The organism is Serratia sp. JSRIV006 (genome assembly GCF_019968685.1).
Lineage (GTDB): Bacteria > Pseudomonadota > Gammaproteobacteria > Enterobacterales > Enterobacteriaceae > Chania > Chania fonticola_B.
Genome location: NZ_CP074137.1, coordinates 1 through 20733 on the forward strand (window position 1 = coordinate 1; position 20733 = coordinate 20733).

Here is a 20733-nt window from a genome sequence, read left to right on the forward strand (position 1 = left end):
GTGTCACTTTCGCTTTGGCAGCAGTGTCTTGCCCGATTGCAGGATGAGTTACCTGCCACAGAATTTAGTATGTGGATACGCCCATTGCAGGCGGAACTGAGTGACAATACCCTGGCGCTGTATGCGCCCAATCGCTTTGTGCTGGATTGGGTTCGCGATAAGTACTTAAACAATATCAATGGCCTGTTGAATGATTTCTGCGGTACGGATGCGCCGCTGTTGCGTTTTGAGGTGGGCAGCAAGCCACTGACACAAACCCTCAGCCAGCCCGTAATGGCCAGCGTCAACAGCGCTCCGGTAGCCCCGGTGGTGCGCACGGCTGCACCGTCCCGCCCAAGCTGGGACAACGCGGCACCGCCGCCTGAGCTGTCCTATCGTTCCAACGTCAACCCCAAGCACACCTTCGATAACTTCGTTGAGGGTAAGTCTAACCAGCTGGCTCGTGCTGCGGCGCGGCAGGTGGCAGACAATCCGGGGGGCGCTTATAACCCCCTGTTCCTGTATGGCGGTACCGGCCTGGGTAAAACGCACCTGTTGCATGCGGTAGGCAACGGCATCATGGCGCGTAAGGCCAATGCCAAAGTGGTCTATATGCACTCGGAACGCTTTGTGCAGGACATGGTCAAGGCGCTGCAAAATAACGCCATTGAAGAATTCAAACGCTACTACCGCTCGGTGGATGCATTGCTGATCGATGATATTCAATTCTTTGCCAACAAAGAGCGTTCACAGGAAGAGTTCTTCCACACCTTTAACGCCCTGTTGGAAGGTAATCAACAGATCATCCTGACCTCGGATCGCTATCCAAAAGAGATCAATGGGGTGGAAGATCGTTTGAAATCCCGCTTCGGCTGGGGCCTGACGGTGGCGATCGAGCCGCCGGAGCTGGAAACCCGCGTGGCGATCCTGATGAAAAAGGCCGACGAGAACGATATCCGTCTGCCGGGCGAGGTGGCGTTCTTTATCGCCAAACGCCTGCGTTCCAACGTGCGTGAGCTCGAAGGGGCGCTGAACCGGGTGATCGCCAACGCCAACTTTACTGGCCGCGCCATCACTATCGATTTCGTGCGTGAAGCGCTGCGGGATCTGCTGGCGTTGCAGGAAAAGCTGGTCACCATCGACAATATCCAGAAGACGGTGGCCGAGTACTACAAAATCAAAATCGCGGACCTGCTGTCTAAACGGCGTTCGCGCTCGGTTGCCCGCCCGCGCCAGATGGCGATGGCATTGGCAAAAGAGCTCACCAACCACAGCCTGCCAGAAATCGGCGATGCGTTTGGTGGCCGCGACCATACTACGGTGTTGCACGCCTGCCGGAAGATCGAGCAGCTGCGTGAGGAAAGTCACGACATCAAAGAAGATTTCTCCAATTTAATCAGAACATTGTCGTCATAGCCCATATGAAATTTATCGTTGAACGTGAGCATCTGCTAAAACCGCTGCAACAGGTGAGCAGCCCACTGGGTGGCCGCCCGACGCTGCCAATTCTGGGTAACCTGCTGCTGCAGGTGACGGAAGGTTCCCTGTTACTGACAGGGACCGATCTGGAGATGGAGATGGTGGCCCGCGTTGCCCTGTCTCAGCCCCATGAAGCGGGCGCGACGACCGTCCCCGCGCGTAAATTCTTTGATATCTGCCGTGGCCTGCCGGAAGGGGCGGAGATTACGGTGATCCTCGAAGGCGACCGTATGCTGGTGCGTTCTGGCCGCAGCCGCTTCTCGCTGTCCACGCTGCCGGCGATAGACTTCCCGAATCTGGATGATTGGCAGAGCGAGGTGGAGTTCACCTTGCCGCAGGCGACGCTAAAGCGCCTGATTGAAGCCACCCAGTTTTCGATGGCTCATCAGGATGTGCGCTATTACCTGAACGGTATGCTGTTTGAAACCGAAGGGGAAGAACTGCGCACCGTCGCCACCGATGGCCACCGCCTGGCGGTGTGTTCAATGCCGATTGGCCAACAGTTGCCTACCCATTCGGTGATCGTGCCGCGTAAAGGGGTGATGGAGCTGGTCCGCTTGCTTGACGGTGGCGATACGCCGCTACGGGTGCAGATTGGTAGCAACAACATCCGCGCCCACGTCGGTGACTTTATCTTCACTTCCAAGCTGGTTGATGGCCGTTTCCCTGATTATCGCCGCGTATTGCCGAAGAACCCGGACAAAACGCTGGAAGCGGGCTGTGACCTGCTCAAGCAGGCGTTTGCTCGTGCGGCCATTCTGTCGAACGAAAAGTTCCGCGGCGTGCGCCTGTACGTCAGCCAGAACCAGCTCAAGATCACCGCCAACAACCCGGAACAGGAAGAGGCGGAAGAGATCCTCGATGTCAGCTATGATGGCACCGAGATGGAAATTGGTTTCAACGTCAGCTATGTGCTGGACGTGCTGAACGCGCTCAAGTGTGAAGATGTGCGCCTGCTGCTGACCGATTCCGTCTCCAGCGTGCAGATTGAGGACGGTGCCAGCAAGTCCGCCGCCTACGTGGTTATGCCAATGCGGTTGTAATTTTATAAATACCGTTTCGGTAAAGAGATGGCATGGCATTAACGCGTTTACTGATTAAAGATTTCCGCAATATCGAAGCTGCCGATCTGGCGCCTGCACCGGGGTTTAACTTCCTGGTGGGGGCCAACGGCAGCGGCAAGACCAGCGTGCTGGAGGCGGTTTATACCCTTGGTCATGGGCGCGCGTTTCGCAGCCTGCAGGCCGGGCGAGTGATCCGCCACGATCAGCCGGAGTTTGTGTTGCATGGCCGGATCGAAGGCAGCGGGCGCGAATTATCGGTAGGACTGAGTAAAAGCCGTCAGGGTGACAGCAAAGTGCGCATCGATGGCAGCGATGGCCATAAGGTGGCAGAGCTGGCACAGCTATTGCCCATGCAGTTGATCACCCCCGAAGGTTTTACCCTGCTTAATGGCGGGCCGAAGTATCGGCGTGCCTTCCTGGACTGGGGTTGTTTTCATAATGAACCCGGTTTTTTCACCGCCTGGAGCAACCTGAAAAGGTTACTGAAGCAGCGCAATGCCGCGCTGCGCCAGGTCAATCGCTATGCGCAAATCCGCGCCTGGGATCAGGAACTGATCCCGTTGGCCGAGCGTATCAGCGAGTGGCGGGCAGCTTACAGCGATGCAATTGCCGCGGATATCACCGCGACCTGCGCGCAGTTTTTGCCCGAATTTGCCCTGAGTTTCTCTTTCCAGCGCGGCTGGGACAAAGAGAGCGACTACGGAGAGCTGCTGGAGCGCCAGTTTGAGCGCGACAGGGCGTTAACCTATACCGCGGTGGGGCCGCATAAAGCGGACTTCCGCATTCGTGCCGAAGGTACGCCGGTAGAGGATTTGTTATCGCGCGGTCAGCTTAAACTGCTGATGTGCGCATTGCGCTTGGCGCAGGGTGAGTTTCTCACCCGCCAGAGCGGGCGGCGTTGCCTGTATCTGATTGATGATTTTGCCTCCGAGCTGGACACCGGCCGTCGCCGGTTGCTGGCCGATCGCCTGAAAGCCACCCAGGCACAGGTTTTTGTCAGTGCGGTAAGCGCTGAACAAGTAACCGACATGATGGGTGAAAAGGGCAAGATGTTCCGCGTGGAACAAGGTAAAATAGAGGTTCAACCACAGGACTAAAATGAGCGAGAAACGTTGATGTCGAATTCTTATGACTCCTCAAGTATCAAGGTATTAAAAGGGCTGGATGCGGTACGTAAGCGTCCGGGCATGTATATCGGTGATACTGATGACGGCACCGGTCTGCACCACATGGTATTCGAGGTCGTGGACAACGCTATCGACGAAGCACTCGCTGGCCACTGTAGCGACATTCAGGTGACGATCCACGCCGACAACTCCGTCTCGGTGCAGGATGATGGCCGTGGTATCCCAACCGGTATCCACGAAGAGGAAGGGGTGTCTGCGGCACAGGTCATCATGACCGTACTGCACGCCGGCGGTAAGTTTGACGACAACTCCTATAAGGTTTCCGGCGGTCTGCACGGCGTGGGCGTTTCTGTTGTTAACGCCCTGTCAGAAAAGCTGGAACTGGTGATCCGCCGCGAAGGCAAGGTCCATGAGCAAACTTACAAGCATGGCGAACCACAGGCCCCGCTGAAAGTCGTCGGTGAAACCGACCAGACAGGTACTACCCTGCGCTTCTGGCCGAGCTTCCAGACCTTTACCAATAACATCGAGTTTGAGTACGACATCCTGGCCAAGCGCCTGCGTGAACTGTCGTTCCTCAACTCGGGCGTCTCTATTCGCCTGAAAGACAAGCGCAACGACAGAGAAGACCACTTCCATTACGAAGGGGGTATCCGTGCGTTTGTGGAATACCTGAACAAGAACAAGACGCCGATCCACCCAACGGTGTTCTACTTCTCAACCGTGAAAGACGATATAGGTGTGGAAGTGGCGCTGCAGTGGAACGATGGTTTCCAGGAAAACATCTACTGCTTCACCAACAACATCCCGCAGCGTGATGGGGGGACTCACCTGGCCGGCTTCCGTGCCGCGATGACCCGTACCCTGAATACCTACATGGATAAAGAAGGCTACAGCAAGAAGTCCAAAATCAGCGCCACCGGTGACGATGCGCGTGAAGGTCTGATTGCCGTGGTTTCGGTGAAAGTGCCCGATCCTAAATTCTCTTCCCAGACCAAAGACAAGCTGGTGTCTTCGGAAGTGAAAACGGCGGTTGAATCGCTGATGAACGAGAAGCTGGTGGATTACCTGATGGAAAACCCAGCGGACGCCAAGATCGTGGTGGGTAAAATCATCGATGCGGCCCGTGCTCGTGAAGCGGCGCGTAAAGCGCGTGAAATGACCCGCCGTAAAGGCGCGTTGGATTTGGCTGGCTTGCCAGGCAAACTGGCGGACTGTCAGGAACGTGACCCGGCGTTGTCCGAACTCTACCTGGTGGAAGGGGACTCCGCGGGCGGCTCAGCCAAGCAGGGCCGTAACCGTAAGAACCAGGCGATCTTGCCGCTGAAAGGGAAAATCCTCAACGTTGAGAAAGCCCGTTTTGACAAGATGCTATCCTCACAGGAGGTTGCCACGCTGATCACCGCGCTGGGCTGCGGCATTGGCCGTGACGAATACAACCCGGACAAACTGCGTTATCACAGCATCATTATCATGACCGATGCCGACGTCGACGGCTCGCACATCCGTACGCTGCTGTTGACCTTCTTCTATCGTCAGATGCCGGAAATCATCGAGCGTGGCCATGTGTATATTGCCCAGCCGCCGTTGTACAAGGTGAAAAAAGGCAAGCAGGAGCAGTACATCAAAGACGACGAAGCGATGGATCAGTATCAGATCTCCATCGCCCTCGACGGCGCGACCCTGCACACCAACGGTTCTGCACCAGCCTTGGCGGGTGAGCCGTTAGAGAAGCTGGTGGCTGAACATTACGCCGTGCAGAAGCAGATTGGCCGGATGGAACGCCGTTACCCGCGTGCGTTACTGAACAACCTGATCTATCAGCCAACCTTGAACGAAGACGATCTGAGCGACCGTGCCAAGGTGGAAAGCTGGATCGAATCGCTGGTGAAATTGCTCAACGATAACGAGCAGCACGGTAGCAGCTACAGTTCTGTGCTGGTTGAAAACCGTGAACGCCAGATGTTCGAACCGGTGCTGCGTATCCGTACCCATGGTGTTGATACAGACTACCCGCTGGACTTTGAATTTATCCGCGGTGGTGAATACCGCAGGATCTGTGCGTTGGGCGAAAAACTGCGCGGCCTGCTGGAAGAAGATGCCTATATCGAACGTGGCGAACGTCGCCAGCCGGTAGACAGCTTCGAACAGGCGTTGGAGTGGCTGGTGAAAGAGTCGCGCCGTGGCCTGTCGGTCCAGCGCTATAAAGGGCTGGGCGAAATGAACCCGGACCAGCTGTGGGAAACCACCATGGATCCCGATCAGCGGCGTATGCTGCGCGTAGCGGTGAAAGACGCTATTGCGGCCGATCAGCTGTTCACCACCCTGATGGGCGATGCGGTTGAACCACGCCGTGCCTTTATCGAAGAAAACGCCCTGAAAGCGGCGAATATCGATATCTAACGCCTTATTTGGCTATTAACAATCCGCGCCGGTTCGCCCGCGCGGATTTTTTTATGCCGTTTTTAGCACTAACAAGGCAAGCTGAAACGCGTTAGCATGAGAAAAAACCACTGGGAGACGCTCGAATGGCTATTGAACTGATTGCAATTGATATGGACGGTACGCTGCTCAATCCGCAGCACCAGATTACGCCCGCGGTAAAGCAGGCTCTGACCGCCGCGCGCGCTAAAGGCGTGCATGTGGTACTGGCTACCGGGCGGCCATATGTCGGCGTGCAGGACTATCTGCGTCAGTTGGATATTCAGGGGGAGGGCGATTTCTGCATCACTTATAACGGTGCTCTGGTGCTGAAGGCGACGGACGGGGCCTGCGTGCTGCAAGAAACGCTCGGCTTTGACGATTACCTCTATTTTGAGCAGTTGGCGCGGGAGTTTGGCGTACATTTCCACGCCTTTGATTTCGATACCCTCTACACGCCAAATAAAGACATTGGCAAATATACCGTCCATGAATCGCAAATGACCGGTATCCCGCTGAAATACCGCAGCGTGGAAGAGATGGATCGCACCATGCGCTTCCCGAAGGTGATGATGATTGATGAGCCAGAGTTGCTGGATAGCGCGATAGCCCGCTTGCCCGCAGAGGCCTGGGATCGCTACACCATTATGAAAAGCGCCCCTTACTTCCTGGAGATCCTGCACAAGAATGTTGATAAGGGCGCGGGCGTCAGAATGCTGGCCGAGCATTTGGGCGTCAAGCAGGAAAACGTGATGGCGTTAGGCGATCAGGCTAATGATATTGCGATGATCGAGTATGCCGGGCTGGGCGTGGCGATGGGCAATGCTATTGCAGAATTAAAGGAAATTGCCCAGCACGTGACCGGCACCAATACCGAAGACGGCGTCGCACTGGCCATTGAGAAGTTTGTGCTGAACGTTTAATGTCTGCCAGCCCCCTTCCCTGGGGGCTTAAGATGCTTCCACGTAAATCAGGTATGGCTGATGGCCTGCTGGTGTTATTTCTTTACTGAAATAATTAAGTCGCTCCTAAAATAATATTTGTAGTGAGTTCATGTTTTATTAATATAAATGTTCGCGTTAATTAATTGCATTAATTTAAATGGTATAAATAAAAATTATTTTTGCGATCTGTATTTTTTATTGTATTTTAAATGACGAAATAGCTATTTATCACATCATCTTTCATTTTAGCTTACTCACTATATTGCAAAACAACTAATAAAGTTCGTTAGGAGATAATATGAAAAAAATTATAATATCATCATTGACTTATGTTGCCTTGACGCAAATATCCTTTGCCGCCAGAGACGTGACGACGACACCGGATTTCTACTATCTTAAGGAAGCGCAGTCTATTAATAGCCTCTCCTTATTGCCCCCGCCACCGGCCGTTGACAGCATCGACTTCCTCAATGACAAAGCTCAGTATGACGCCGGTAAGTTGCTGAGGAATACGCCAAGAGGCAAGCAAGCTTATAACGATGCGCAGATTTACGGCGATGGCATACCACTGGCATTTTTCAACGCCTTCGGCATGGAAATAACACGCAAGAAAACGCCAGAGTTATATCGCCTGGTAACTAAAATGCGTGAGGATACCGGTGATTTGGCGACCCGCAGCGCCAAGGAGCATTATATGCGGACCCGGCCTTTTGCTTTTTATCATCAGGCGACCTGCCGCCCGGAAGAAGAAAGTGTGCTATCAACCAACGGTTCCTATCCTTCTGGCCATACGAGTATCGGTTGGGCTACTGCACTCGTGCTGGCGGAGATCAATCCTGCTCGCCAAGGGGAGATCCTCAAGCGGGGTTATGAGATGGGGCAAAGTCGCGTGATTTGTGGCTATCATTGGCAGAGTGACGTCACCGCCGGGCGCCTGGTTGGGGCGGCTATCGTGGCACGTTTACACGCCGAGCCAACGTTTGTTGACCAGTTACAAAAAGCCAAGGCTGAATACCTGCGATTAGCAAAAGCGCCTTAAACCTGGGTGGTGTGAAACAGCCAGGCCGATCGGGTACTATGGCGGTTCTATGCCAGCCGGTATGCAGGAGCCGCCATGAGCCATCAGGAACGACAGTTGACTTTTGATCCGCGAGGTCATCAACTCACCAATATTAATGTCTGGACGCCGTGCGGCCAATGGCTGGCATATGATGTACGGCCAAGCGGTGCATCCTTTACCGGGCTGAGTATTGAACGGGTGAACGTTGCCAGCGGTCAGGTGGAGGTGGTTTATCGGGCGCAGCATGGAGCCCATGTCGGCGTGGTGACGGTGAGCCCGGATGCGCCAGCGCGCTACGCATTTATCCATGGGCCGGAACACCCAGACAGCTTCTGGCATTATGACTTCCACCATCGCCGTGGCGTGATCGTCAGCGAGCCGGATCGTGAATTGGCGATCACCCTGGACGCATTGGACATTACAGCCCCCTATACCCCAGGTGCGCTGCGTGGCGGCACCCACGTGCATGTCTTCAGCCCAGAGGGTAGCCGTCTGAGCTTCACCTATAACGACCATGTGATGCATGAACTCGATCCCGCACTGGATTTGCGTAACGTTGGCGTAGCGGTGCCGTTGCAAGGGGTAAATCCCCCCAAGCAGCACCCACGTGAATACGACGGAAGCCATTATTGCGTACTGGTCAGCGCAACCACGCCAACCCCGCAACCGGGCAGCGATCAAATCAATCGGGCTTATGAAGAAGGTTGGATTGGCCTGCAAGGTTATAGCAAACCCGATGGCAGCCGCCAGCGTTGGGCGTTGGCGTTTATCGGCGATACCCTCTCGCCGCAGGGGGAAAAGTTGCCGGAAGTGTTTGTGGTGGATTTACCTGAAAACGATGCCGACTATGCCAAAGCCGGGGAGGCTCCCTTGCAGGGAACGGCAACGACCTTACCTGCGCCACCGTTAGGCGTTCGACAACGGCGGTTAACCTATACCGGCCAACGCAACTATCCTGGGGTTGCCACCACGCCACGTCATTGGTTGCGGAGTTCGCCAGACGGCAGGGCCATCGCCTTCCTGATGCAAGACGATCGGGGCATAGTGCAACTGTGGACTGTTTCCCCCAATGGCGGGGAGGCGAATCAGGTGACACAAGCGGATCACGGCATCCAGTCGGCCTTCAGTTGGCATCCGCAGGGGGGCAAGATTGCGCTGGTGTGTGATAACAGCGTGATGCTGTGCGATATCGCCAACGGCAATATGCAGCGCCTGACCAAACGGACTACGCAACCACCACTGGGGGACGCCGTGGTGTTCTCACCAGATGGCAAACAGGTGGCCTTTATGCGTGAAGTCGCCGGATTTAACCAGATTTTTGTGGTGGCGGTTTAACTACAACCCGGCCGGTGCTGGCGAGGTTGCCATGCCCTGGCCTGGATTGCCGCTGACAGCCAGATTTCGTTCTTCATCATGCTGGATACGGGCTTTGGGTGAGGCTGCCGCTTTATCGCTGCCAGAACGCAGGTAGTCGTAAGGCAGCAAAATGGTGTCCATCGCCGCCGACAGGGGCAGGTCGATCGCCAGCAGGGGCATCATGGCCCAACTGGTATCTTCGCTCTTCATCATATCGACATTGGCGCGCGTACCGGAGTAATAACCCTGGTCGGCCCCGGTGTGGCTGGCTACGCTGGAGCAACCGTTAGTGGTCAGCAGCAGGCAACCGGTCGCTATCATTTTTTTTATTGGTTTCATTCGTCCATCCTGAGGGGAGACATCCCCTGAAATTTGCTGATTTATAACATCCAGCCAAAGCATTGAAAGATGCAACATTCCGCACTGTGGCGGCTATCTCACTTTGAGTGTATGTGATAAACAAATTTTCGCCGTTTCCATTGGCAATTATTTAATCATCACCAGTTGAAATGTGGAAAGCAAACCCCATCTTCTTTACAAGGCCAAATTAAGAATTTGCCGTAAGGGAATTCAAGCCTTATAGCCTGTCCATGATGGAAGGCTTCATTATCAACCTCGCTGAAGTGCCTTAGGAGGCTGTTTTATGCGCAACTTTGATCTTTCCCCGCTGTACCGTTCCGCGATCGGTTTTGATCGTCTGTTCAACGCCCTTGAGGCTGGCCAAAGCCAGGGTAACGGTGGCTATCCGCCGTATAACGTTGAGCTGGTTGATGAAAATCATTACCGCATTGCCATCGCGGTGGCCGGGTTTGCCGAGCAGGAACTGGAGATCACCACGCAAGACAATCTGTTGATTGTGCGCGGGGCTCACACCAACGAACCTGCTGAGAGAACCTATTTATATCAAGGCATTGCCGAGCGTAACTTTGAACGCAAATTCCAGCTGGCCGAGCATATTCAAATTAGAGGCGCCAAACTGGAAAACGGCCTGCTGTATATCGATCTGGAACGTATCGTGCCGGAAACGTTAAAGCCGCGTCGGATCGAAATTAAGTAATTGTTGTTGTATCACCGTGCCTGCCGTTAGGGGGCAAACTTTAAACCTCGCTTCTTGGAAGGAGAGTATTATGCGTAACTACGATTTATCCCCACTTCTGCGTCAATGGATCGGTTTTGACAAGCTGGCCAGCTCAATGGGAGGCCAGGAGCCACAAGGGTTCCCGCCCTATAACATTGAGAAAAGCGACGATAACCACTATCGCATTTCCCTGGCGTTAGCCGGGTTCAAACAAAGCGAACTGGATATTGAAGTGGAAGGCCCGCGCCTGACCGTGCGTGGCAACCCCACACCGCCGGAAAAACAGGTGGAGTATCTGCATCAGGGGCTGGTGTGCAAAGAGTTCAGCCTGACCTTTACCCTGGCAGAGCACCTGCAGGTGTCCGAAGCCAAATTTGAAAACGGCCTGCTGCACATCGATCTGGTACGCCACGTGCCGGAAGCCTTGCAGCCACAACGCATCAGCATCGGTAGCACTCCGGAGCTGGAAGCCAAATAACCGGCTGAAAAAACACAAAAACTTGCGGGGGAGGTCCATTCGGGCCTCCCCCGTCGCATTCTGTGGCATACCCCACATTACCCCCCAACGCCTTATGTCAGAATCCCTAATAATTGCAGGCATTTAATCGCATACCGATTGTTAAACTTATGGTAAGGATGTGACGTATGAGTGATATCGCCCTGACCGTCAGCATGTTGGCGTTGGTGGCTATTCTCGGGTTATGGATTGGCAACTGGAAAGTGTATGGCGTGGGTTTAGGGATAGGCGGCGTCTTGTTCGGCGGCATCATCGTCGGACACTTTGCACAGACTTACCAGATCACTCTCAACGGCGACATGCTGCACTTTATTCAGGAGTTCGGTCTGATCCTGTTTGTTTACACCATCGGTATTCAGGTTGGCCCTGGTTTCTTCTCGTCCCTGCGCGTTTCCGGCCTCAAGCTCAATGGCTTTGCCATTCTGTTGGTGCTGGTGGGCGGCGTGGTGGCGGCGATTGTCCATAAGCTGTTTGCCGTGCCGTTACCGATCATTCTCGGCGTGTTCTCCGGCGCGGTTACCAACACTCCGGCGCTCGGTGCCGGGCAGCAGATACTCACCGATCTGGGTTCCGATCCGGCGCTGGTTAACCGCATGGGGATGGGCTATGCGATGGCCTATCCGTTCGGTATCTGCGGCATTCTGCTGGTGATGTGGCTGATCCGGCTGTTTTTCCGCATCAATATCGATAAGGAAGCGCAGGAATTTGAAGACAGTCTGGGGAGCAATCGCGAACTGTTGCAGACCATGAACGTGGCGGTGCGTAACCCCAATCTGCAAGGCATGGCCATCAAGAACGTACCGTTGCTCAACAGTGATGAGATCATTTGTTCGCGCCTCAAGCGCGGTGATTTGCTGATGGTGCCCGCCCCGCATGAGACGCTGGAACTGGGGGATTTCCTGCACCTGGTCGGCAAGCGCGAAAAGCTGGAAAATGCCCGGCTGGTGATTGGCGAGGAAGTCGACGTATCGCTCTCCACCCGGGGGACTTCACTGCAAGTGGTTCGTGCGGTAGTGACCAACGAAAAGGTGTTGGGTAAAAAAATCCGCGATCTGGAGCTGAAGCAAAAATATGAGGTGGTGGTCTCTCGCCTCAACCGTGCCGGGGTCGAGCTGGTGGCGGGCAGCAATGTTACGCTGCAGTTCGGGGATATCCTCAACCTGGTGGGGCGGCCAGAATCCATTGAGGCGGTGGCCGCGATTGTCGGCAACGCCCAGCAGAAGCTGCAACAGGTGCAGATGCTGCCGGTATTTATCGGCATTGGCCTTGGGGTGCTGTTGGGTTCTATCCCGCTGTTTATTCCCGGCTTCCCGGCAGCATTGCGGTTGGGGTTAGCCGGTGGTCCGCTGGTGGTGGCGCTGATCCTGGGGCGTATTGGTAGCATCGGTAAGCTGTACTGGTTTATGCCGCCAAGTGCCAACCTGGCGCTGCGTGAACTGGGTATCGTGCTGTTCCTGGCTGTGGTTGGCCTGAAGTCGGGTGGCAACTTTGTCGATACCCTGCTGCATGGCGATGGGCTGGCGTGGGTCGGTTACGGGGCACTCATCACCTTCATACCACTGATCAGCGTAGGTATTCTGGCTCGGGTAGTGGGTAAGATGAACTACCTGACGCTCTCCGGCATGCTGGCGGGCTCAATGACCGATCCACCGGCGCTGGCCTTTGCCAACGGCCTGCACCCTACCAGCGGCGCTGCAGCGCTCTCTTATGCCACGGTCTACCCGTTGGCAATGTTCCTGCGCATCATGTCACCGCAGCTGTTGGCGGTGCTGTTCTGGGCAATGTAGCCTGCAAAAAGGGGCTCCGCTTGCGGAGCCCCAAGATACTGCTGACAAAATCTCAACCGGCTACGCTTCCTGGTGGGCGCGCTCAACCTCTTCGGCCAGGATCATCACGCCACGCTCAATATCTTCCGGATTAGGCACATAGTTCATGCGCATACATTGATGCGTATGCGGCCATTCATGCTCCAATCCCGGGAAGAAGTAGTGGCCAGGCACCATCAATACGCCACGCTTTTTCAGCCGTTGATACAGCAGTTCGGTGGTGATGGGCAGATCCTTGAACCACAGCCAGAGGAAGATAGCCCCTTCCGGTTTATGGATCAGGCAGCGCTCCGGCGACAGGTAACGGCGAATAATGCCGATGGTCTGCTCGACCCGCTGCTTGTAGAACGGGCGGATCACCTCGTTGGATAAACGCAGCAGGTCGCCGCGCTCAATCATCTCCGTGGCCAGCGCCGGGCCAATGCTGCCTGGGGACAGGCTGATAATGCCGTTCATATTGGTCAGCGCGGTAATGACCTTCTCGTCGGCAATCACGATGCCACAGCGTGAGCCAGGCAGACCCAACTTGGACAAGCTCATGCACAGGATGATGTTCGGGTTCCACAGCGGCGTGGCTTCGCTGAAGATAATGCCGGGGAACGGCACGCCGTAAGCGTTATCGATCACCAGTGGGATATCACGCTGTTGCGCCAAGAGATCGAGCTTCATCAGCTCTTCGTCGGTGATCACGTTACCGGTCGGGTTGGTGGGGCGCGATACGCAGATCATGCCGATGTCGTCACCGATGTTCAGATGCTCAAAATCGACGTGATACTTGAACTGGCCGTCTGGCAGCAGCTCGATATTGGGTTTGGCAGAGACAAACAGCCCTTCATCCAGTCCGGAATCGGCATAGCCAATATATTCTGGCGCCAGCGGGAACAGCACGCGGCGGCGAGTGCCGTCGGCGTAACGGCCAGCGAACAGGTTAAACAAGTAGAAAAACGCGCTCTGGCTGCCATTTGTCAGTGCAATATTCTGTGGCTCGATCTGCCAGCCAAGCTCTTCCTGCAGCATAGTGGCCAGCGCTTTCAGCAGGGCGTCTTTGCCTTGCGGGCCGTCGTAGTTGCACAGTGCCTCGGTCAGCTTGCCCTGATCGAGCATCTCCTGGCACAGCTGTTTGAAGTAGCTGGCCATCTCTGGGATCTGCGCCGGGTTACCGCCGCCAAGCATGATGGCACCTGGCGTGCGCAGGCCTTCGTTCAGATCGTCCATCAAGCGGGTGATGCCCGCGTAACGGGTAAATTTGTCGCCGAAAAGTGAAAAATTCATAGCTGCTGCAATATGGTTGTAAGCGGGTAGACGCCCACCATACCGCCAGATAAAAGCGGGTGCAATGCGGCTGATATCTTACCCGCCGGGCATAGATGTCGCTCGGCGGGCTTTTTACAGCATAACGCGCTGAATTATTGTGACCGATCGCCAGCCCACACCACCATCACCTTATCACCCCCATGTTGGCGACTAAAGGCATAGTAATGAGGCGTTTGCTGGGATTGCTGCGTACCGGCACCGACTGCCGGGTGGCGCTCGCGGAACTGGCCTAGTTGCTGCCAATGTGCCAACAACGGCGCTTTGGCTCCTTGCAGTTCACCCCAGTTCATATCCGAGCGCGTGCCTTGTAAAGGATCGGAACCGGTAGGGCCAAACGGCCGGCCACTCTCATCACCGTAATAAATCTGTACCGCGCCCGGAGCCAATAACAGCAGGTCTGCTGCTCGTTGCTGCAAAGGCAACGAACCTTTGGCATCGCTGGCGAAGAACAGGCGAGTGTCGTGCGAGGAAATATAGCTCAGCACGTTGAAGCCCAGCAGCTTGTCCGCCATTTGCTGATAGGTGGCATCGATATTGGAGAAGCAGCCCAGCGCCTGCGAGGCCTGATCCTGAAAATCGAAGTTGATCATCGCATCGAAGCCGTGCTGGTAATAGTCGCTTTTCATCACCCCGTGGCCCCAGGCTTCACCGGTCATCCAGAACGGCGCGTTATCCAGTGCCTGCTTGGGATTAGCCGCTTTCCACTCTGCCAGCGCCTCGGTGGCACGCTGCTTTAGCAGGTCCAGCGTGGGTTTATCGACGTGCTTGGCGGTATCAACGCGGAAACCGTCAATGCCGTAGTCGCGCACCCATTGGCTGAGCCAGGCCGTCAGATAATCGCGGGTGGTGGCCCCTGGGATTTCGCGCGCGGCGGTATCAGATTTATGGCGGAAGAACAGCGGTAGGCCGCTGGCTCCTGGCGCTTCAGTTTTGATGTCCGGAAGGAAAGCCAGTGACATGGTCAGGTCGTCGAAGCCCGGTGAGTCGTAATCGCCGATATCGGTGCGGATCCAGTTTTTCCCCCACCATTGGCTCCAGCCTGCTTTATCGCTGAAGTTAATGTAGTCGTTAAAGCTGTGCCAGCTCTGGCCAGGCCCCGGTTGCCAATCGCCCCAGTTTTTGCCGAGGATTTTTGCGGCTTCGTCACTCTTCAGGTACAGCGAGCCAAACTGGAACTGCTGCATATCGGCCAGTGTGGCATAGCCGACGTGATTCACCACCACGTCAAACAAGATGCGGATCCCGCGCTGATGTGCTTGCTCCACCAGATTACGCAGATCCTGCTCATTGCCCATATTGGCATCAAGCTTGGTCCAGTCCTGATGGTAGTAGCCGTGATAGGCATAATGCGGGAAATCCCCTTTGGTTCCGCCGCCGACCCAGCCGTGGATCTGTTCCAACGGGGAACTGATCCACAGGGCGTTGACCCCCAGCTGTTGCAGATAATCCAGTTTTTTCGTCAACCCGGCGAGGTCGCCGCCGTGGAAGGTGCCGATCTCTTGCATGCCGTCGCCGTGGCGGCCATAGCTGTGATCGTTGGCTGGGTTGCCGTTTTCAAAGCGATCGGTCAGCACGAAATAGACCGTGGCGTTGTGCCAGTTGAAAGCCGCCTGTGGCGGCGTATTGGCTGACTCTAGCAATAGCAGACCCCCGCTGTTGGCCGCCGGTTGCAGGGTGACCAGGCCTTGAACTACCGTGGCGGTCTGGCCGGAATAAAAATCGCGCACCGTTTCGCCTTCGGCAAAGGTGTCCTTCACCGCGATCGTGATCGGCTGGCCATCCCAGCGTTGGCAGGTGCGAGCTACGGCGGCGACGGTTTTTTCCGGTTCTGCCTTCAGGCTGAGCTGCAAGGTGGGCGTGCCACTGCGGGTGTCGATACGTACCTGATAATCACCATCGCGAAATAGCCGCCAGTTGACCGGCTCGCTATCGCTACAGGGTTGCAGCGACAATGTCTGGTTCAGCTTAACCGCGTCACTGGGCTGCCAGCACTGTTGGTTCTGATACAGCCGCAGCGGCAGTTGGCCTTTGGCTAGGGTAGCCTGGCTGGTAAATAAACCGCTGGCGGATTCGCTGAAGGCCGGGAAGCTTTGCAGCGTCCAGTTGGCCAGCGCTGCGGGTGAAAGCAGCATCAGCAGGGGAAGGGTCAGGCGTTTCATGGCTCTCCTTACTCGTGGCAGGAAGCGTTTTTATCGTAGGGTAACCTAGTGTGCTGGATGGAGAAAAAATCGCCTCATCCCTGGGTAAGAATTTGGGGGCGGAGGGGGAAGGGGGAGACTGCTGCTCACTCCACAGGTTCAAAATGTAGCTACATAGCGAGCCGGAGCAGTCTCATTCAGTCAAACTTATTTCTTCAGCAACTGCGGGTTAACGCAGTTTTCTGTGACCGTACCGGTCAAGGCGGCAATCAGGTTATCCACGGCGCACTCGGCCATGCCGTAGCGAGTCTCATGGGTAGCGGAACCGATATGCGGCAAAGCGACCACGTTGGCCATTTTCAGCAGCGGCGAATCGACCGCGACCGGCTCTTGCTCGAACACATCCAATCCAGCGGCATGAATGGTACCGTCTTGTAAGGCTTCAATCAGCGCTTGCTCATCTACCACCGGGCCACGCCCCGCGTTAATCAAAATTCCGCTCTGCTTCATCTTCGCCAGCTGTTCGCGGCCAATCAGATGGAAGGTTTGCTCAGTGAGCGGCAGCGTAATGCACAGGAAGTCCGACTCGGCCAGCAGCGTATCGAGATCGCAACGGCGGGCATTGAAGCGTTGCTCTGCTTCTTCATGTGTACGGCGTGCGTTGTACAGCACCGGCATGCCAAAGCCAAAATGCGCGCGCTGCGCCAGCGCCAGGCCGATGCGGCCCATACCGAGGATGCCGATGGTTTTATGATGCACGTCAACGCCGTACCAGTCAGGCCCGATGCTGCCCTGCCATTCCCCTGCCTTGACCCGCTCAGCCACCTCGACCACCCGGCGTGCGGTGGCCAACACCAGGCTCATGATGGTATCGGCCACGGTTTCGGTCAGGACGGTTGGGGTATGCATCAACAGCACCCGGTGGGCGTTGAGCGCTGCAACGTCAAAGTTGTCATAACCGACGGAGACGGTGGACGCCGCACGCAGTTTGGGGGCGCGTTGCAAAAAGGCTTCGTCAATCTTGCCGCCGGAACCGAGGATGCCTTCGGCCTGTTGTAGCGCCTGATCGAAGGCGGCGTTGTCCAGTTGCAGACCGTCAAAGGTATGAACGGTAAAGTGCTGGTCCAGCTTGGCACGCAGGTCGGCAGGAATACGTTTGTACAACACGATTGCAGGCTTCATCAAATAACTCCATCTGGCGAACGAGATGTTCAACATAACATATTGCAGGAGAGTGAAGGGCTGAGCCCCTCACTCGCAAGATCAGGCCACCTGGGGCTGAGCTTCATTACGTGCTGGCTTGACGATCAGCGTCAGCCCCACTGAGGCCAGCAGCGCGATAGCCATAAACATATAGGAGGCCGCCGGGCTGCCGGTTGCCCCGTTGAGGTAACCGACAAACCAGGAGCCGAAGAAGGAGCCCAGCGCGCCCATGCTGTTAATCAGCGCCATGGCACCCCCGGCGACGTTTCTTGGCAGCATCTCCGGAATGATGGCGAAAAACGGACCGTAAGGCGCATACATGGCCGCACCGGCGACCACCAGCAGACCATAGGAGATCCAGAAGTGGTTCGGGCCAATGGCGTAGGAAGCGAAGAAGGCCAGCGCGCCAATCAACAACAGCGGCCAAACAAACAGCTTACGGTTCTGCATCTTGTCAGATGCCCAGGAAACCACGATCATCGCAATGGTGGCGGCCAGATAAGGTACCGACGACAACCAGCCCGCTTCAACCATCCCCATCTGCATACCGCTGCGCAGGATCGAAGGCAGCCACAGCACAAAGCCATACACGCCGATGCTCCAGGCAAAATATTGCATGCACAGCAGGATCACGTTGCGCGAGCGGAAGGCTTCGCCGTAGTTGCGTACCGCCTTGATACCTTTCTGCTCCTCGGCCAGTTGCTGTTGCAACGCCAGCTTTTCCTGATCGCTCAGCCAGCCGACCTGTGACGGTTTGTCTTTGACCAGCACCCACCAACAGAATGCCCAGATCACCGCAGGAACCCCTTCGATGATAAACATTTCACGCCAGCCAAAGGCGTGGATCAGGTAGCCAGAAACCACCGACATCCACAACACCGTGACCGGATTGCCGAGGATCAGGAAGGTGTTGGCGCGAGAGCGTTCAGACTTGGTAAACCAGTTGCTGATGTAAATCAGCATTGCGGGCATCACCGCCGCCTCCACCACGCCGAGGATAAAGCGGATCGCTGCCAGCATCGGGATATTGCTGACCATGCCGGTCAGCGAGGCGCAGCCGCCCCACAGGATCAAACACCAGAAAATCAGCTTCTTGACGCTACGGCGTTCGGCGTAGATGGCGCCGGGGATTTGGAAGAAGAAATAGCCGAGGAAAAACAGGGCACCCAGCAGGGATGACATCCCTTTGGTGATGCCAAGATCGTCATTAATCCCGGCGGCAGAGGCAAAGCTAAAGTTGGCGCGGTCCAGATAGGCCAGGCTGTAGGTGATAAACACGATGGGCATGATGTACCACCAGCGTTTGGCCGCAATAGTTGCTTTAGTCATGTGCAGAACCCTTCAGTGGAGTCTTCTCACCAGCGGTGGCTTGCAGCCATCCGCTGGGGCTTGTGCTCTCCCGGCGTGCCTCGGTTGTAGGGACAGAGGTGGGCGCTCATTGGAGCAAATGATTATTCCGCCAGTGCGGCACGGGTTGGCAGCCCTTCGCTGTCGCCGATGGCCTGGATGGCCAGCGAACCGATCTTGTTGCCGCGTTGTACCGCCTGGATCAGCGTTTTGCCTTCCAGCAGGGCGCTTAGCGTCCCAACCGCGAAGCCGTCTCCGGCACCGACGGTATCAACCACGTTGGTGACTTTGACCGCGGGTACCGCAGCCTGGTCGCCGGCGGCGGTTTTAAACCAGGCACCCTCTGGCCCGGTTTTGATGATCACGGCCTGTACGCCGCGCTCCAGATAGAAATCGGCGATGCCTTCCGCGGTGGATTGTCCGGTCAGGATCTGGCCCTCTTTTAACCCTGGCAGCACCCAGTCGGCCGCGCAGGCCAGCTTGTTGAGCTGTTCGATCATCAGCTCCCGGCTAGACCACAGCACTGGGCGCAGGTTGGGGTCGAAGGAGATGGTTTTGCCCAGGGCGCGCATCTCGGCGGCGGCGAAATGGCACAGCTCCAGCGACTCGGCAGACAGCGCGGCGGCTACTCCGCTCAGGTGCAGATGGCGCGCCCCGGCGAAGTAGTCACGATCGAAGTCGGCGGTGGAAAGATGGCTGGCGGCGGAGCCTTTGCGGAAATACTCCACGCTGGGATCGGTTCCATCGGTATTTTTAGATTTCAGCTGAAAACCGGTTGGGTAGCGGCCATCAACGGTGACCCGCTGGGCATTAACCCCTTCTTTCGCCAGCTGTTGCAGGGTAAAGCGTCCAAACGAGTCATTACCTACCCGGCTGACCCAGCCGACGTTCAGACCCAGGCGGGCCAGTCCGATCGCTACGTTCAGCTCGGCACCGGCGATGCGTTTGGTAAAGCTTTCAACCTCGGCCAGATCGCCAGTTTGCGCTGCGACAAACATCGCCATGGCTTCACCCAGCGTGACGACATCTAAAGAATTTTGCGTGCTCATCATGCCTGCTCCCCACGTAACATATCCACGTAATGGCGGGTTACCGCCTCCAGATCGCTGCCCTGTAGCGGGAACTCGATGCCGCGTGGTACGTCCTGCGGCAAGCGGGCCAGCACTTCACGCCAGCTACCGTCGGTATCATCCAGGGCGATGGCGCGCCAGCCGCGTGGGCCAAGGGTGGCGGCTTTAACATGGATATAGCCGACGTGTGCGGCCAGCAGATTGGCGGCGGCCAGGGCGTCTTGCCCCACCCAATGCCAGTTGGCCATGTCGAACGTCATCCCGACCGGCAACTGGCTCTCTTCCACCGCAAGGAAAAAGGCGTTCATCAACGACAGGATGCCGCAGTCTGGCGTTTGATCGTTCTCGACCACCAGTTGGACTGCGGATTGCCCCAGCGCGATTTTTAACTCGGTAAAGTCAAAGCCTGGCCGGTAGTGGCCTAAAGCGAGTTTGAGCCTACTGGCTTGCAGGATCTTCGCCTCTGCCAAAAAGGCGGGCAGATTCGGGTTCAGGGTGTGCTGTGGGGTAAACAGTGACTCAGGAGCGGAATACACGGCGGCCAATTGGTGTTGCTGCAGGGCTTTTGCCAGAGTGGGTAAAGCGTCCAGTTCCTGCGGGGAAAGCAGTTCACGGCGGATTTCCACGCCGTCTGCGCCTGCCTGAGCGATCAGGGGTAATAACGCCGCCTGCCCCCCTAGCTGCTGTACCTTGTCGTTGCCGTAGGCGCTGGTTACTACAATAATCTGTTGCTTCATCTTTTGGCTCCTGAGGTGACCTATCACCACCGCGACTGTTATTGTCACGGTAAATGGAACCGGTTCCATTGAA

17 protein-coding genes are annotated in these 20733 nt (G+C 56.1%); 10 read left to right on the forward strand and 7 right to left on the reverse strand.

The features are described 5' to 3' along the window. From dnaA to KGP16_RS00035, 7 genes are all read left to right on the forward strand, one after another. Positions 1-1395 (forward strand): chromosomal replication initiator protein DnaA, encoded by a 1395-nt coding sequence (gene dnaA / locus KGP16_RS00005; protein WP_021181394.1) that lies wholly within the window; start codon positions 1-3, stop codon positions 1393-1395. Positions 1396-1400: 5 nt separating this feature from the next. Next, positions 1401-2501, forward strand: a complete 1101-nt coding sequence (dnaN, locus tag KGP16_RS00010) for a DNA polymerase III subunit beta (protein WP_021181393.1) — start codon at positions 1401-1403, stop codon at positions 2499-2501. Between the two features lie 32 nt (positions 2502-2533). Further along, complete coding sequence (gene recF, locus KGP16_RS00015; protein WP_021181392.1) at positions 2534-3619, forward strand: DNA replication/repair protein RecF; 1086 nt, start codon at positions 2534-2536, stop codon at positions 3617-3619. An 18-nt stretch (positions 3620-3637) separates the two neighbouring features. Then, positions 3638-6052, forward strand: a complete 2415-nt coding sequence (gene gyrB, locus KGP16_RS00020) for a DNA topoisomerase (ATP-hydrolyzing) subunit B (RefSeq protein WP_059199267.1) — start codon at positions 3638-3640, stop codon at positions 6050-6052. A 125-nt stretch (positions 6053-6177) separates the two neighbouring features. Further along, on the forward strand, positions 6178-6993 hold the full coding sequence (yidA, locus tag KGP16_RS00025; RefSeq protein WP_179248626.1) for a sugar-phosphatase: 816 nt from the start codon (positions 6178-6180) through the stop codon (positions 6991-6993). Positions 6994-7312: 319 nt separating this feature from the next. Continuing rightward, positions 7313-8053, forward strand: coding sequence for a phosphatase PAP2 family protein (locus tag KGP16_RS00030; RefSeq protein ID WP_223500573.1), 741 nt, complete (start codon positions 7313-7315; stop codon positions 8051-8053). A 75-nt stretch (positions 8054-8128) separates the two neighbouring features. After that, positions 8129-9409, forward strand: a complete 1281-nt coding sequence (locus tag KGP16_RS00035) for a DUF3748 domain-containing protein (RefSeq protein WP_094982470.1) — start codon at positions 8129-8131, stop codon at positions 9407-9409. Here the strand turns inward: KGP16_RS00035 and KGP16_RS00040 are convergent, their stop codons facing one another. Further along, positions 9410-9769 carry a YceK/YidQ family lipoprotein gene (locus tag KGP16_RS00040; RefSeq protein WP_021181375.1) on the reverse strand — a complete coding sequence of 120 codons (360 nt, stop codon included), beginning with the start codon at positions 9767-9769 and terminating at the stop codon, positions 9410-9412. 304 nt (positions 9770-10073) lie between these two features. Here KGP16_RS00040 and ibpA point away from each other — a divergent pair, with 304 nt between their 5' ends. The 3 genes from ibpA (at position 10074) to KGP16_RS00055 (ending at position 12812) form a co-directional block, all read left to right on the forward strand. Beyond that, complete coding sequence (gene ibpA, locus KGP16_RS00045) at positions 10074-10487, forward strand: small heat shock chaperone IbpA (protein ID WP_021181374.1); 414 nt, start codon at positions 10074-10076, stop codon at positions 10485-10487. Between the two features lie 70 nt (positions 10488-10557). Further along, entirely contained in the window at positions 10558-10986 is a 429-nt protein-coding gene (ibpB, locus tag KGP16_RS00050) for a small heat shock chaperone IbpB (protein ID WP_021181373.1), read from the forward strand. 167 nt (positions 10987-11153) lie between these two features. After that, positions 11154-12812, forward strand: a complete 1659-nt coding sequence (locus KGP16_RS00055; protein ID WP_071682676.1) for a putative transporter — start codon at positions 11154-11156, stop codon at positions 12810-12812. 60 nt (positions 12813-12872) lie between these two features. Here KGP16_RS00055 and KGP16_RS00060 read toward each other — a convergent pair whose 3' ends face one another. The 6 genes from KGP16_RS00060 to KGP16_RS00085 form a co-directional block, all read right to left on the reverse strand. Beyond that, positions 12873-14123: a valine--pyruvate transaminase gene (locus KGP16_RS00060; protein WP_059199262.1), complete on the reverse strand. Its 1251-nt coding sequence runs from the start codon at positions 14121-14123 to the stop codon at positions 12873-12875. 134 nt (positions 14124-14257) lie between these two features. Further along, the gene (locus KGP16_RS00065; RefSeq protein ID WP_223500574.1) at positions 14258-16324 is read right to left on the reverse strand and encodes an alpha-amylase; all 2067 of its coding nucleotides are present in this window, start codon (positions 16322-16324) and stop codon (positions 14258-14260) included. 186 nt (positions 16325-16510) lie between these two features. Next, positions 16511-17485, reverse strand: coding sequence for a glyoxylate/hydroxypyruvate reductase GhrB (gene ghrB / locus KGP16_RS00070; RefSeq protein WP_223500575.1), 975 nt, complete (start codon positions 17483-17485; stop codon positions 16511-16513). An 81-nt stretch (positions 17486-17566) separates the two neighbouring features. Then, a complete protein-coding gene (locus tag KGP16_RS00075) occupies positions 17567-18835 on the reverse strand; it encodes an MFS transporter (RefSeq protein ID WP_024483300.1) in 1269 nt (422 codons plus the stop codon). Positions 18836-18957: 122 nt separating this feature from the next. After that, complete coding sequence (locus KGP16_RS00080; RefSeq protein WP_172413971.1) at positions 18958-19905, reverse strand: sugar kinase; 948 nt, start codon at positions 19903-19905, stop codon at positions 18958-18960. Further along, on the reverse strand, positions 19902-20660 hold the full coding sequence (locus KGP16_RS00085) for a sugar phosphate isomerase/epimerase (RefSeq protein ID WP_179248621.1): 759 nt from the start codon (positions 20658-20660) through the stop codon (positions 19902-19904). The genes KGP16_RS00080 and KGP16_RS00085 overlap by 4 nt, the downstream gene beginning before the upstream one ends. Positions 20661-20733 lie beyond the last annotated feature (73 nt).

Coding starts and splice junctions, on each gene's coding strand:
- dnaN (WP_021181393.1), top strand. CDS start 1,401: ATGAAATTTATCGTTGAACGTGAGCATCTGCTAAAACCGCTGCAACAG.
- recF (WP_021181392.1), top strand. CDS start 2,534: ATGGCATTAACGCGTTTACTGATTAAAGATTTCCGCAATATCGAAGCT.
- gyrB (WP_059199267.1), top strand. CDS start 3,638: ATGTCGAATTCTTATGACTCCTCAAGTATCAAGGTATTAAAAGGGCTG.
- yidA (WP_179248626.1), top strand. CDS start 6,178: ATGGCTATTGAACTGATTGCAATTGATATGGACGGTACGCTGCTCAAT.
- KGP16_RS00030 (WP_223500573.1), top strand. CDS start 7,313: ATGAAAAAAATTATAATATCATCATTGACTTATGTTGCCTTGACGCAA.
- KGP16_RS00035 (WP_094982470.1), top strand. CDS start 8,129: ATGAGCCATCAGGAACGACAGTTGACTTTTGATCCGCGAGGTCATCAA.
- KGP16_RS00040 (WP_021181375.1), bottom strand. CDS start 9,769: ATGAAACCAATAAAAAAAATGATAGCGACCGGTTGCCTGCTGCTGACC.
- ibpA (WP_021181374.1), top strand. CDS start 10,074: ATGCGCAACTTTGATCTTTCCCCGCTGTACCGTTCCGCGATCGGTTTT.
- ibpB (WP_021181373.1), top strand. CDS start 10,558: ATGCGTAACTACGATTTATCCCCACTTCTGCGTCAATGGATCGGTTTT.
- KGP16_RS00055 (WP_071682676.1), top strand. CDS start 11,154: ATGAGTGATATCGCCCTGACCGTCAGCATGTTGGCGTTGGTGGCTATT.
- KGP16_RS00060 (WP_059199262.1), bottom strand. CDS start 14,123: ATGAATTTTTCACTTTTCGGCGACAAATTTACCCGTTACGCGGGCATC.
- KGP16_RS00065 (WP_223500574.1), bottom strand. CDS start 16,324: ATGAAACGCCTGACCCTTCCCCTGCTGATGCTGCTTTCACCCGCAGCG.
- ghrB (WP_223500575.1), bottom strand. CDS start 17,485: ATGAAGCCTGCAATCGTGTTGTACAAACGTATTCCTGCCGACCTGCGT.
- KGP16_RS00075 (WP_024483300.1), bottom strand. CDS start 18,835: ATGACTAAAGCAACTATTGCGGCCAAACGCTGGTGGTACATCATGCCC.
- KGP16_RS00080 (WP_172413971.1), bottom strand. CDS start 19,905: ATGATGAGCACGCAAAATTCTTTAGATGTCGTCACGCTGGGTGAAGCC.
- KGP16_RS00085 (WP_179248621.1), bottom strand. CDS start 20,660: ATGAAGCAACAGATTATTGTAGTAACCAGCGCCTACGGCAACGACAAG.